This window comes from Rhizobium sp. ZW T2_16, from assembly GCF_044987325.1.
Classification (GTDB): Bacteria; Pseudomonadota; Alphaproteobacteria; order Rhizobiales; family Rhizobiaceae; genus Neorhizobium; species Neorhizobium cellulosilyticum.
The window spans coordinates 104,131-118,518 of sequence record NZ_JBJDRG010000006.1 but is presented as its reverse complement, the minus strand read 5'-3'; the positions used below and the strand labels follow the sequence as shown (position 1 = coordinate 118,518).

Below are 14,388 nucleotides of genomic sequence, written 5' to 3'. Positions count from 1 at the left end.
GAGATGAGCTGATGGATGCCAGACAGGCTCCTTCCGAAAGGATGCAGGCAACGACAGGGGAAAGGGCAGCTGCCCTTCCCCCACCTAATCCCGAAACGAATGATCAGAAAAAGACCGAGGCAAATGCAGCCTCGCTGAGCAATGCAAAGGATTGGATCGAGATCATGGGGCTGCTGGCGCAGCACTATGGCATCGCCCATTCCAAATTTGCCACGAACTACATCTCAATCATGCAGGAGGCAGCGCCTCCCGTTCATCGGATAGGCAAGCTGGCACGGCGTTTCGGTCTCGATGCAAAGCCGGTCGAGCCGCTGGCCAAAGGCATCACGGCTCGCCGCCTGCCAATGCTGATCGAACTCAGCTACGGCGATATCGGCCTGATAACCGAGATCAACCGGGACGAGGTGAAGATCACCTTTGCCGGCGATAACGGTCACTGGACCTGGATCCCGCTTTCCGAGATCGATGGCCACATCACCCATCTTCTGATCGCCCGCGATGCGCGGAACCGACCCGACGAGCGCATTGATGCCTATATCGCGCCCGACACGCATGGCTGGTTCCGCAAGCTCGCGCTCAGCGATCTTCGCCCCTACAGCTACGTTCTCCTGGCATCCTTCGTCGCCAATGCCCTCTCGGTTGCCGGCGTCATCTTCTCCATGCAGGTCTATGACCGGGTCGTGCCCGCTAATTCCATGAGCACACTCGTCGTCCTGTTCATCGGCGTCGGCGTGGCGGTCGTCTTCGACTTCATCATGCGCAAGGTCAGGACGGCCATTATAGACATCGTCGGCAAGCGCGCGGATATCCGCATCTCCGATGTCGTTTTCGGCCATGCGCTGCGGGTGAAAAACCAGAACCGGCCCAAGGCGACCGGCACCTTCATCGCCCAGTTACGGGAACTCGAACAGGTCCGCGAAATGCTGACCTCGACGACGGTCTCCGCCATCGCTGACCTGCCCTTCTTTCTCCTCTTCCTCGGTCTGTTCGCCTATATCGGCGGCTGGCTTGCCGTCATTCCGGCGGCAGCGCTGCTCATCATGGTTGCCCCCGGCCTTCTGGCGCAGGGCAAGCTGAAGCGCAATGCCAGCCTTGCCATGCGTGAATCCTCGCTGCGTAATGCCATGCTGGTCGAATCCATCCAGGGTATCGAGGATATCAAGGCGTTGCAGGCCGAAAGCGTGTTCCAGCAGAAATGGAACACGTTCAATTCCGCAAGCGCCGATGCGCAGGTAAAACTTCGCTCCATCACCAGCACGCTGACAAGCTGGGGACATGGCGTCCAGACCAGCGTCTTTGCTGTCATTGTCTTCTGCGGCGCGCCGATGGTCATGGCGGGCGACCTGAGCACCGGATCGCTTGTCGCCTGCTCCATTCTCGGTTCGCGCATGATGGCGCCGATGGCGCAGCTGACCCAGGTTCTGGGGCGCCTGCAGCATGCCAAGATCGGCCTGTCGAGCCTCAACACGATCATGAAAATGCCGGTCGACCATCCGCCGGCGGAAGCAAGGCTTTCGGTCGGTTCGCTGCTCGGCGAATATCGTTTCCGCGGCGCCGTCTATTATTACGGCGAACCGGCTGGCCGGCCGGCGCTGTCACTTGCGGATTTCTCGACCGAGGCCGGTGACACGATCGCCCTCCTCGGCAAGAACGGCGCGGGAAAATCCACCCTGCTGCAGGCGCTTTCCGGCCAGCTGCAGCCCCATACAGGCGAGGCGCTGATCGATACCTTGGCGATCGACCAGATCGACCCGTCCGACCTGCGCCGGGAAGTAGGCCTGATCACCCAGAACTCCCGTCTGTTCCATGGCTCGATCCGCGAAAACGTGCTGATGGGCGCCCAGAACGCCTCACAACAGGCGATGCTGGAGGCGCTGCAGATGACCCGTGCTGATGAATTCATCCGCATGCTTCCGAAAGGTATCGATCACCTGATCGATGAGGGTGGGCGCGGTCTTTCCGGTGGCCAGCAGCAGGCGCTGCTTCTGTCGCGGCTGCTGATCCGCAACCCGTCTGTCGTGCTGCTCGACGAACCGACGGCATCCATGGATGAGGCTACCGAAAAGCTGTTCATCCAGCGTTTCTCCGTCTGGGCGAAGAACAAGACCGTGGTGATCGCCACCCACCGCATGCGTGTTCTCGATCTGGTCGAGCGCGTTGTCGCGCTAGACGGTGGCCGCATCGTGCTCGATGCCGATAAGGAAGAAGCCCTGCGGGTCCTCAAAGGCGAAAAGCCGGCCCAGCAGTTGCGCAGCGTCAAGGGAGCGAACTAGCCATGGCCATGTCATTCCCCCGCCTCGTCGAAGAGAGCTGGCAATATGGCGGCGAGGACGAGGTACGGCTGTCCGGAGCAAAGACAGTCATCAAGGTCATGGCCCTCCTTATCGTCGTCGTTCTCATATGGGCGCACTTCGCCATTCTCGACGAGGTCTCGACCGGTGACGGCAAGGTCGTACCAATCAGCAAAGAACAGGTCATTCAGTCGCTGGAAGGCGGTATCGTCTCGAAACTGATGGTTCAGGAAAACCAGGTCGTCGAACGCGGACAGCTGATTGCCCAGTTCGATCCGACCATCACCGAATCCGGCGTCGGAGAATCCGCTGCCACATACCGGGCTGCATTGGCGAGTTCGGCCAGGCTGACGGCGGAAGTCAACCAGACCCCCCTCACCTTTCCGGATGAACTTACCGGTTATCCCGAGTTGGTCACCTCGGAGACCAGGCTCTATGAAGCCCGCCAGCACAATCTCAAAGAGACGCTGCAATGGATCGATGAATCGCTGGCGCTCTCCCGTCAGGAACTCGCGGTCAATGAAGACCTGTCGAAGATCGGTGCAGCCAGCAGCGTCGAGATCATCCGCCTGAAACGCGAACGGGCGGAACTGGAGCTGAAAAAGGTCGAGACCAGCACCCAGTATGTCGTCGAAGCTCGCGAGCAACTGGCCAAGGCAAATGCCGAAGTCAACTCGCTCTTTTCCATCATCAAGGGCCGTTCGGACAGCCTCGCCCGCCTCACTCTTCGCTCACCGGTGCGCGGCATCGTCAAGAACATCGAGGTCTCCACCATCGGCGGTGTCGTGCCGCCGAATGGCAAGCTGATGGATATCATCCCGCTTGGCGACCAGCTGATGATCGAGGCACGCATCCTGCCGCGCGACATCGCCTTCATCCATCCCGATCAACGCGCCACGGTGAAGATCACCGCCTATGACTACGCCATCTATGGCGGACTCGACGGCAAGGTCGTCACCATCTCGCCCGACACGATCCAGGATGAGGTAGACCCCGAGATCTATTATTACCGCGTCTTCGTGAAGACGGAAAAAGACGCGCTGGAAAATCATGCCGGCAAGATATTTCCGATCTCGCCCGGCATGGTCGCCACCGTCGATATCCATACCGGCCAGAAGAGCGTGATGGATTACCTGCTTAAACCCTTCAACAAGGCCAAAGAGGCAATGCGCGAACGCTAGAAAAACGGCGCTGGTGCAAGGAGGACTGCATGACGACGCCACCGGATATGACCCTGCTGCAGGACCATGTACGATCCGCATGCCATCCCTTGCCCGCGCCCTATCCGGCTTATGTGCTGTTCTTTTCCTGTTCCGACGGTGAGGAAAGGGCGAGCGTCAGCATTGCACGCGGTTCGTCTTTTGATCAGGCCTGGCAGGCGGGCATGGAGGCAGTCCTAACCATTCAACGCCGCCAATCCGGCCGGCATCGGTGGTTGCGGGTCGATTGGCCAACCGCCCTGGAAGCCTCGACTTGGGCCGAACTTCGCGATGTGCTGAGCGACACAAAACGCAATTACTTCCGCCTCGGCATTTCACTGGACGACCGGTTCGAGATCGCCTTTCAGGAACAGGAACTGAACGCCAACGCGATGCTCTATGGCGGCAACCGCAATGTCTCAGCCGACCTGAACAAAAAGAACTTTCTTCTTTATTTCAGCTCCCGTTTCCCTGATCACCTACCGCCGGACTTTGCAGATGATCGAGTGATCTATCCCTTCGCCAGCACAGGCGCGTTTTTCGACGGAACGACGGTCTACCCGCTTCATCCCTCTGGCCTCAATGCCGGACACAGGATCATCGACAAGCTGGACGTCGGGCAGGTCACGTCACTGATCTATGACGCCTCCGAATTCCTCGCCCGCCAGGTCAGCCCCAACGGCCGTTTCGTTTACGGTTATCACCCCTGTTTCGACAGGGAGATCGGCACCTACAACACGCTTCGCCATGCCAGCACGACTTATGCAATGATCGAGGCGTACGAACTGACCTGCACGCCGCTCCTGCGCGAGGCGATCAGCCAGTCGATTTCCTGCATGACGCGCGACCTGATCGTCCATGCACTTCTGCCCAACGGCAGGATTGCGGCTTTCCTTGTCGAAGCCAACAACGAGATAAAGCTGGGAGGCAATGCCGTCGCCATCCTGGCGCTCGCCAAATATGCCAGCGTCTTCGATGACGAAAGCCATGACGAGTTGATGGAACGGCTCGCCTCCGGCATCTGCTTTATGCAGGATGAAAAGACCGGCGCCTTCCGCCATGTCCTGACCTTCCCAAGTCTGGAAACCCGGCAGGAATTCCGCACGATCTATTACGAGGGAGAGGCCGTCTTTGCCCTGATGCGGCTCTACGACCAGCTTCGCGATGATCGCTGGCTGAAGGCCGTCGAACGCGCCTTCCGCCATTTCATCCGCAACAACCATGCACGCCATCACGACCACTGGCTCGCCTACTGCGCCAATGAGCTGACACGACATCGCCCGGAAGAGGACTATTACCGCTTCGCCATAGACAACATTGCCGATCATCTCGATTTCGTCGCCAACAGGATCACGACATTCCCGACATTGCTCGAACTGATGATGGCGACGCGGCAGGTTTTGACACGGTTGAAAATCGACGGGCGTTTTACTGATCTCCTGAACCGCATAGATCCCGGCCGCTTCGAACGCGCGCTGGAAAAACGGGCGCATTACATGCTCAACGGGCATTTCTGGCCCGAGATGGCAATGTTCATGCGCAACCCGAGAAAGATTCTCGGATCCTTCTTCATCCGCCACCATGCATTCCGGGTGCGCATCGACGACGTCGAGCATTATCTGTCGGGATATATCGCCTATCTCCGCTACCTGCATGAGCAGGAATTGCGGGAAGACACATCCCAAAACGTCTCCGGCAGAAGCGGCCGGTAACGGCTCAGCCTTTTCGCGCACCGCAGCAGATTTCCTGAGACACTCCGCATCAGGCGTGATTATCTGAGCCCCTGCACTACGTGACCGGGCAGCTCTGGCTTGGCTTTTTCAAAACAGAATTTCGTTAGAACGAAAACATTGGGGAATGCAGATGACGATGGTGATGAGCTGGGCCGAATGGTTCGGCAGAGACGGGCTTGGCCTTGCGGAACTGGTAAAAAACGGAGAGGTCACCGCATCCGAACTCGCAGCACAGGCGGCAGCAGCGATCAAGGCAGTCAACCCGCAGATCTGCGGCGTGGTCGAGATTTTCGAGGATGCGGTATCCGACGCCACCGTCAACGGTGCAAATCCCGAAGGCACATTCGCAGGCCTGCCCTTCCTCCTGAAAGATCTAGGCCCGACGCTTGCGGGCCGGCTGCAGGAGCAAGGCTCGCTCTACATGAAGGGCAATCGCCCGACCTCCGACACCTTCCTCACCACAAAAATGAAGACCGCAGGCCTCAATATCATCGGCCGCACCACGACCCCGGAATTCGGCTGCTGCAGCTCGGCGGAAAACCCGGCGCTTTATGTGACCCGCAATCCCTGGAACACAGATTTTACCAGTTGTGGCTCGTCCGCTGGTTCCGCCGTCATGGTCGGCGCCGGTGTTGTGCCGCTTGCCCATGCGACAGACGGCGGGGGCTCGATCCGCATTCCGGCAGGCGTTAACGGCGGCATCGGGCTGAAATCCTCCCGCGGCACTTTTTCGATCGCCCCCGCCGCCTCCGACTTCACTTCCGTCGTCTCGACACAGGGCTGCATCACCAGAACAGTGCGTGACACCGCGGCCTTCGTCGACAATTGCCGCGGCGGTGCACCGGGCGAATTCATGCCCTACTGGTCTCCCGAAGTATCCTTTCTCAGCCTGATCGAGCGTGATCCAAAGCCGCTGCGCATCGCAGTCTCCCATGAATGGGGGCCGTATAATTCATCGCCGCATATCGTCTCGGAACTGGAGCGTGTGGCCCGTTTCCTCGAAAGCCTCGGCCATCATGTCGAATGGGTCAAACCCTCGATAGACTTCGAGAAAGCCTATACGGCACAGACGGCTTGCTACATCACCAACTTTGCCCAGACGGTGAACAATCTTCTGCGCATGCGAGGCCTAGAACGACCACCCGGCGATCTCATCGAACCGATGAACATCCGCATCTGGGAACAAGGCAAGGACGCGACCTATACCGAGCGCGCCGACATGCAGCTCGCCTTCAACGAAACCGCCCGCGCCTTCGGTGAATTCTACGAGAAATGGGACATCGTGCTGACGCCGATCACGGCGCGGGAAACACCGCCGATCGGCACGACTCAATATCTGACGATGACTGACAATCCCTCTGCCCTCGACTGGTTTTTCAATCTCTGGGGCTTCTTCGCCTATACCCCTTTCAGCAATCTTTGCGGCACGCCAGGCCTTAGCCTGCCGCTTGCCCGCCACGCCAATGGCCTGCCGCTCGGCATGCAGATCCAGACCGGCCTTGGCCGGGATGGTCTGCTGCTGCAGCTTGCGGCCCAGATCGAACGCGCGATTGAGGGAAAGTGGAATTTTGGCGACTTGCCCAAAGTTCACGTAACCGCGTTAGCCTGATCGGCCTGCTCAACGCAAGCGCGAAATGCCTTGCCGGCGAGGCTGCGAAACGAGATTGCTCATTGAATACCGGCCAGCGACCTATCGTCGCTGTCGACAGGCCGACTGTGCCATCAAACCGCGTAATGCAGCGGCTAAACAGAAGACTAAACAAGGAATGCGGGAGAAAAAGACGACTTCCCGCAGTATTCCACTTGCGCTTACCGTACCGCCAAGTACCATCCCCGGCCTTTCCGCTCGGAAATCCTTGTCGTAACAGTTTACGGCAGGAATGTCGGTCACTTGCCGGCTTGGCCACGATGAAAACGAATTGGGGACGGGACTATTGAAGATAGGGGTTCTTAAAGAGCGCGCGGACCGCGAGGCGCGTGTGGCGATGACGCCGGACAGTGCGCTGGCCTTGCAGAAGCTTGGCTATGACTGCGTGATCGAAACCGGTGCAGGCAAGGCTGCAGGCTTTTCGGACGAAGCTTATCGCGCCGCCGGCGTGACGGTGGTCGATACGCCGGACGCGCTGATCGAAGCCTCCGACGTGATCGCCAAGGTGCGTCCGCCGGAAATCGCTGAAGTCGACAAGCTCGGCCCGGAAAAGACACTGATCTCCTTCTTCTACCCGGCCCAGAACAAGGACCTGCTCGAACAGGCCAAGGCCAAGGGCGCAAACGTCATCGCCATGGATATGGTGCCGCGCATCTCGCGCGCCCAGAAGATGGATGCTCTCTCGTCGATGGCAAACATCGCCGGTTATCGCGCCGTCATCGAAGCCGGCAACAATTTCGGCCGCTTCTTCACCGGCCAGGTCACGGCTGCAGGCAAGGTGCCGCCGGCCAAGGTTCTGGTTATCGGTGCAGGTGTTGCAGGTCTGGCCGCCATCGGTACCGCCACCTCGCTCGGCGCCATCACCTATGCCTTCGACGTTCGCCCGGAAGTCGCCGAGCAGATCGAATCCATGGGCGCGCAGTTCGTCTTCCTCGACTTCAAGGAAAGCCAGCAGGATGGTGCCGCCACCGGTGGCTACGCAGCTCCTTCGTCTCCGGAATTCCGCGAAAAGCAGCTGGAAAAGTTCCGCGAACTCGCCCCCGAGATCGACATCGTCATCACCACGGCGCTGATCCCCGGCCGTGATGCACCGAAGCTCTGGACTGCCGACATGGTGGCCCTGATGAAGCCGGGTTCGGTCATCATCGACCTTGCGGCCGAACGCGGCGGCAACTGCGACCTCACCATCGCCGACCAGAAGATCGTCTCGGACAACGGCGTCACTGTGATCGGCTACACCGATTTTCCGAGCCGCATGGCCGCCCAATCCTCGACGCTCTATTCCACCAATATCCGCCACATGATGACGGACCTGACGCCGGCCAAGGACGGTGTCGTCGTTCACAACATGGAAGACGACGTCATCCGCGGCGCGACCGTCACCAAGGACGGTGAGATCACCTATCCGCCGCCGCCGCCAAAAATCCAGGCGATCGCCGCCCAGAAGCCGAAGGAAAAGGCCAAGGAACTGACGCCGGAGGAAAAGCGGGCGAAGGAAGTCGCAGCCTTCAAGGCGCAGACCAAGAACCAGGCCATTCTTCTGGGCGTTGCCACCGTGCTGCTGCTGATTGTCGGTGCCTATGCGCCGGCAAGCTTCATGAGCCACTTCGTCGTCTTCGTGCTCTCCTGCTTCATCGGTTTCCAGGTCATCTGGAATGTCTCGCATTCGCTGCATACGCCGCTGATGGCCGTCACCAACGCCATTTCCGGCATCGTCATCCTGGGTGCACTGTTGCAGATCGGCTCGGGCAACTGGCTGGTCGTCATCCTCGGCGCCCTGTCGGTTCTGGTCGCGACGATCAACATCGTCGGCGGTTTTCTCGTGACACGGCGAATGCTCGCCATGTTCCAGAAGTCTTGAGTGCGTAGGGGGTTATTATCATGACGATCGGTATCGTTTCGGCCGCCTACATCTCTTCGGCTGTTCTCTTCATCCTGTCGCTTGGCGGCCTTTCCGGCCAGGAAAGCGCCAAGCGCGCCGTCTGGTACGGCATCATCGGCATGGCGCTCGCCGTCATCGCCACCTTCTTCGGACCGGGCGTCGCCACCAGCTTCGGCATCGGCCTGATCATCCTGATCATGGTCGGCGCCGGCTCTATCGCCGGTTATTACGTTGCTGCCCGCGTGCAGATGACGGAAATGCCGCAGCTCGTGGCAGCACTTCATTCCTTCGTCGGCCTTGCCGCCGTCTTTATCGGCTATAATGCCCATATCGAGGCATGGCGCGTCGGTGGTCTGGACGAGGCTGCGCGGGCAGCGCTCGAAGGCTTCTCCGCCATCCTCGCCCACAAGGATCCGGTCGAACTCGCCATCATGAAGGTCGAGGTCTTCCTCGGCGTCTTCATCGGCGCAGTCACCTTCACCGGTTCGGTCGTCGCCTTCGGCAAGCTGGCCGGCAAGGTCGATGGCAAGGCGAAGAAACTGCCCGGCGGGCACTTCCTCAATGCCGGTGCGGCAGGCCTCTCTCTATTGCTGCTTCTTGCTTACTGCAACGGCGCAGGCGTCTGGACGCTGATCCTGATGACGCTCTTGGCCTTCTTCATCGGTTATCACCTGATCATGGGCATCGGCGGCGCCGACATGCCGGTCGTGGTCTCGATGCTGAACAGCTATTCCGGCTGGGCGGCAGCAGCCATCGGTTTCACACTCGGCAACGATCTTCTGATCGTCACCGGCGCGCTGGTCGGTTCCTCGGGTGCTATCCTTTCCTACATCATGTGCAAGGCGATGAACCGCTCCTTCATCTCGGTCATATTAGGCGGCTTCGGTGGAACCACCGGCCCGGCGATGGAAATCGAGGGCGAACAGATCGCCATCGATGCCGAAGGTGTCGCCAATGCCTTGAACGATGCAGACAGCGTCATTATCGTCCCCGGTTACGGCATGGCGGTTGCGCAGGCACAGCAGGCGGTCTCGGAACTCACCCGCAAGCTGCGCGCCAGCGGCAAGGAAGTGCGCTTCGCCATCCATCCGGTCGCCGGCCGTCTGCCGGGCCACATGAACGTGCTCTTGGCCGAAGCCAAGGTGCCCTACGACATCGTCATGGAAATGGACGAGATCAACGACGATTTCCCCAATACCGATGTCGTCATCGTCATCGGCTCCAACGACATCGTCAATCCGGCCGCCCAGGAAGACCCGAACTCGCCGATCGCCGGCATGCCGGTGCTCGAAGTCTGGAAGGCCAAGCAGGTCTTCGTCTCCAAGCGTGGCCAGGGCACCGGTTATTCCGGCATTGAGAACCCGCTCTTCTACAAGGAGAACACACGGATGTTCTATGGCGACGCGAAGAAATCCGTCTCCGAACTCCTGCCGATGATCAAGTAACACACGCAAAATGGGTTCGGGGTTGCGCAAGCGATCCCGGACCGAAACACCGAGAACCGGGAAGAAGCGCCAGCCCGGTATTGCGACAGGTCAATGCACGGCCCGTCAGCGGGTGGCGTTGATGGCGGATCAGATCAAAACGATCCGCTTGCCGTGATGGACACATGCGCTTACGCTTGACCCCGACCGATGATACGGCCTCGACCGAAACCGACGGTTCGGCTTCGCTTGAACGTGTAAAACGTCAATGTGAAGCACGTGGCAGCTGTTGCGCGCCGCCTTCTATTGCGGCAGTCGCGATTTATGGCATGGATCGTCTCGGTGCGGTGATCGAACGCCTCATCCGCTGGCGAAGATAGAACGAAGGACATTTCATGTTCGGCTGGACGAACCTTGTCATCGGCCTTTTGCAGCAGACCTGCGTCTATCTCGTCATCGCCTACCTGTTCAGCAAGACGCCCCTGTTTCTGCCGCTGATGCAGGTTACCGTCCGGCCATCGCGCAAGATCGCCTGCTACGTCATCTTCTCGATGTTCTGCATCATGGGCACCTATTTCGGCCTGCATATCGACGAGGCGATTGCCAATACGCGCGCGATCGGCGCCGTGCTCGGCGGCATTTTAGGCGGCCCGCTGGTCGGTCTTGCAGTCGGCCTCACCGGCGGCATGCACCGCTATTCGCTCGGCGGTTTCACAGCACTTGCTTGCGCGATTGCGACGACGGCCGAAGGCCTGATTGGCGGGCTGGTTCACAGCTATCTCATGCGCCGCAAAAGGACCGATCTCCTCTTCTGGCCTCCCCTGATCGCCGGCGTCACGCTTGTTGCCGAAATCGTCCAGATGTCGATCATCCTGATCGTCGCCAGACCCTTTGTCGATTCAGCCCATGTGGTCGAGACGATCGTTTTGCCGATGACGGTGGCAAATACCATCGGTGCCGCGATGTTCATGAACATCCTTGGCGACCGGCGCAAACTTTTCGAAACTCACTCGACGGTCTTCTCCGGCAAGGCGCTGAAGATCGCAGAACGCGCCGAAGGCGTTTTGCGCAACGGCTTTAATGCCGAAAACAGCACCAAGGTCGCCCGCATCCTTTACGAGGAAGCCAATGTCGGCGCGGTTGCGATCACCGACCGCGAAAAGATCCTCGCCTTCATCGGCATTGGCGCCGATCACCATCTGCCCGGCCGCGCCATTACGTCCGCTCAAACCATGGAAGCGATTGCCGAAAACAAGGTCATGTATGCCGATGGCGACGAGGTCAGCTATCAGTGCTCGATCCATCCAAACTGCCCGCTCGGATCGTCGCTCGTCATTCCCTTGAAAGGCGAGGACAATGCGGTCATCGGCACCATCAAGCTTTATGAACCGAAGACCAAACTGTTTTCGACCTTCAACCGCTCGCTCGGCGAAGGTGTCGCGCGCCTGCTCTCTGCCCAGATCCTCGCCGGGCGCTACGAACGCCAGAAGCAGATGCTGGTCGAATCCGAGATCAAGCTCCTGCACGCTCAGGTCAATCCGCATTTTCTCTTCAACACGCTCAACACGCTATCGGCCATCATCCGGATAGATCCGGGCGAAGCGCGCAATCTCGTGCAGAACCTTTCAACCTTCTTCCGCAAGAACCTGAAGCGAACCAACGACATCGTCACGCTGTCTGACGAGATCGAGCATGTGAATGCCTATCTGCAGATCGAAAAGGCGCGTTTCCGCGAACATCTGCAGATCGAGATCGATGTTCCAGACGACCTGGCAGAGGTCCGTCTTCCTGCTTTTTCGCTCCAGCCTTTAGTGGAAAATGCCATCAAGCACGGCACGTCACAACTGATCGGAGAGGGCCGGATCACGATCTCGGCAAAGCCGGATGGCGATGATCTGCTGATATCGGTGACCGACAATGCCGGCCTGTTCGTCCGCAAACCGTCCGTCGATGGCGGGCTCGGCATGAATATCGTCGACCGCCGCACCAAGGGACATTTCGGCGACGCCTATGGCATCGACGTGAAATGGGAAGCGGAAGTGTTCACCACCGTGAACCTGCGCGTGCCGATGAGTGAGCCCGTACACGACCATAGCCACCATCATGATGGCCGGCATGACCATCATCACGATCATTCACATGATGACGTTATACCCGCACGCACACCTCTTCGCGGCCGCCTGAAGGTCGCCCGCCTGTGGTCGGCGACAAAGTAAACGGCCTTCAGGAACGGTCTGCCGCGCCGCAGCCTTCAAAAGGCCAAAACCTCTCCACCGCTTAAGGTTCATTCTCCGCCGCTCGCGCCGCGATGACGCCGCTGGCCGAAACACCCACTCCCGCTTCTTACACGCGCGTGTAAGCGTGACGTCATTCTTACGGAGGACGTACCATGAGCAATGCTTTATCGATTGTCATCGGGTCGGCCTGCATCCTTGCCATCTGCTACCGCTTCTACGGTATCTTCTTTGTCCGCAAGGTGCTTGGCATCAACGACGCCGAAACCACTCCATCGCACTCGCTGGCGGATGGACGCAATTACGTACCCACCAAGAAGTGGGTGAATGCCGGCCAGCACTTTGCGGCCATCGCCGCCGCCGGCCCGCTTGTCGGGCCGGTTCTTGCCGCCCAATACGGTTATCTGCCCGGCCTGATCTGGCTTCTCGTCGGCTGCGTCATCGGCGGCGCGGTGCATGACACGGTCGTGCTTTTCGCCTCGATGAAGCACAAGGGCTCGTCGCTGTCGGAAGTCGCCAAGGCGGAACTTGGCCCGGTCGCCGGCTGGTGCACCGGTCTTGCGATGCTGTTCATCATCACCATCACCATGGCAGGCCTTTCGATGGTCGTGGTCCATGCATTGGAACGCAACCCCTGGGGCACGTTCGCCGTCTTCATGACCATCCCGATCGCCATGATCGTCGGCCTTTATGAGAAGATGGGCGGCAACGGCAAGATAGCAACCTATGTCGGCCTTGCCGCCATTCTCGCCTCGGTCTTCGCCGGCCCCTATGTCCAGGAATCGGCACTCGGCCAGTGGTTCACCTTCCACTACGATACGCTCGGCATCATGCTGCCGATCTATGCCTTCCTCGCCAGCGCGCTGCCGGTCTGGCTGCTCCTGACCCCGCGCGGTTATCTCTCGAGCTTCCTCAAGATCGGCGTCTTCGCCGCCCTTGTCGTCGGCGTTGTCATCATCAACCCTGAAATCAAGATGCCGGCCCTGACCGAATTCATCCATGGCGGCGGCCCGGTTCTGGCCGGCCCGGTATGGCCCTTCATCTCGATCACCATTGCATGTGGCGCGATCTCGGGTTTCCACGCCTTCATCGGCTCGGGCACCACGCCCAAGCTGGTCGATAAGTGGAGCGACATCCGCCCCGTCGCCTTCGGCATGATGCTGGTCGAATGCCTGGTTGCCGTGCTCGCCCTGATCGCCGCAACAGCACTTCCGATGGCCGACTACTTCGCCATCAATGCCTCGCCGGAAGTCTTCGCCAAGCTCGGCATGACCGTTCAGGATCTGCCCCGCCTTGAACAGTCGATCGGCATGGACCTCGCCGGCCGTACCGGTGGCGCCGTGACGCTCGCCGTCGGCATGACGGAGATCTTCACCAGCATTCCCTGGTTCAAGACACTGGCTGCCTACTTCTTCCAGTTCGTCATCATGTTCGAAGCCGTCTTCATCCTGACCGCGATCGACTCGGGAACCCGCGTCGCCCGCTATCTGATCCAGGACATCCTCGGTGATCTCTGGGCTCCGATGAAGCAGATCAACTGGCTGCCCGGCTCGATCTTCGCCAGCGTCGTCGCCTGCCTTCTCTGGGGTTATCTCCTGAATTCGGGCGATATCAACTCGGTCTGGGCCCTGTTCGGCGTGTCGAACCAGATGATGGCCTCGCTCGGCCTCACCATCGGCGCAACCATCATCCTGCGGCTCTCGGCCAAGCGGATCTATGTGCTGACTTGCCTCATCCCGCTCGCCTACCTGTTCGTGACAGTGAACTATGCAGGCTATTGGATGATCGCCAATGTCTATCTCAACGAAGCAGCCAAGGGCTACAACCCCATCAACGCCGTGCTTTCGATGATCATGATGGCGCTGGGTGTCATCATCCTCGTCACCGCGATCTTCAAGTGGAAGGACATGCTTCGCACCAACAGAGCGGGTGGAACCGAGAAATATCTCGGTACACCGGCCGAATAAACGGCTCTCC

8 protein-coding genes are annotated in these 14,388 nt (G+C 59.5%); all 8 read left to right on the top strand.

Annotated elements, in window-relative coordinates:
- Positions 1-11: 11 nt before the first annotated feature.
- The 8 genes from ACI3K0_RS16780 to ACI3K0_RS16745 all read left to right on the top strand — a co-directional run bounded on the left by ACI3K0_RS16780 (position 12) and on the right by ACI3K0_RS16745 (position 14,378).
- Positions 12-2,273: a type I secretion system permease/ATPase gene (locus ACI3K0_RS16780; RefSeq protein WP_404945713.1), complete on the top strand. Its 2,262-nt coding sequence runs from the start codon at positions 12-14 to the stop codon at positions 2,271-2,273.
- A gap of 2 nt (positions 2,274-2,275) precedes the next feature.
- Positions 2,276-3,472, top strand: coding sequence for an HlyD family efflux transporter periplasmic adaptor subunit (locus ACI3K0_RS16775; protein ID WP_404945712.1), 1,197 nt, complete (start codon positions 2,276-2,278; stop codon positions 3,470-3,472).
- Positions 3,473-3,501: 29 nt separating this feature from the next.
- The gene (locus ACI3K0_RS16770) at positions 3,502-5,202 is read left to right on the top strand and encodes a hypothetical protein (protein ID WP_404945711.1); all 1,701 of its coding nucleotides are present in this window, start codon (positions 3,502-3,504) and stop codon (positions 5,200-5,202) included.
- A gap of 151 nt (positions 5,203-5,353) precedes the next feature.
- Entirely contained in the window at positions 5,354-6,832 is a 1,479-nt protein-coding gene (locus ACI3K0_RS16765) for an amidase (RefSeq protein ID WP_404945710.1), read from the top strand.
- A gap of 325 nt (positions 6,833-7,157) precedes the next feature.
- Entirely contained in the window at positions 7,158-8,732 is a 1,575-nt protein-coding gene (locus tag ACI3K0_RS16760; RefSeq protein WP_404945709.1) for a Re/Si-specific NAD(P)(+) transhydrogenase subunit alpha, read from the top strand.
- 20 nt (positions 8,733-8,752) lie between these two features.
- Positions 8,753-10,198, top strand: coding sequence for an NAD(P)(+) transhydrogenase (Re/Si-specific) subunit beta (locus ACI3K0_RS16755; RefSeq protein WP_404945708.1), 1,446 nt, complete (start codon positions 8,753-8,755; stop codon positions 10,196-10,198).
- A gap of 374 nt (positions 10,199-10,572) precedes the next feature.
- A complete protein-coding gene (locus ACI3K0_RS16750) occupies positions 10,573-12,393 on the top strand; it encodes a LytS/YhcK type 5TM receptor domain-containing protein (RefSeq protein WP_404945707.1) in 1,821 nt (606 codons plus the stop codon).
- A 173-nt stretch (positions 12,394-12,566) separates the two neighbouring features.
- On the top strand, positions 12,567-14,378 hold the full coding sequence (locus ACI3K0_RS16745) for a carbon starvation protein A (protein WP_148145168.1): 1,812 nt from the start codon (positions 12,567-12,569) through the stop codon (positions 14,376-14,378).
- Positions 14,379-14,388: the final 10 nt, after the last annotated feature.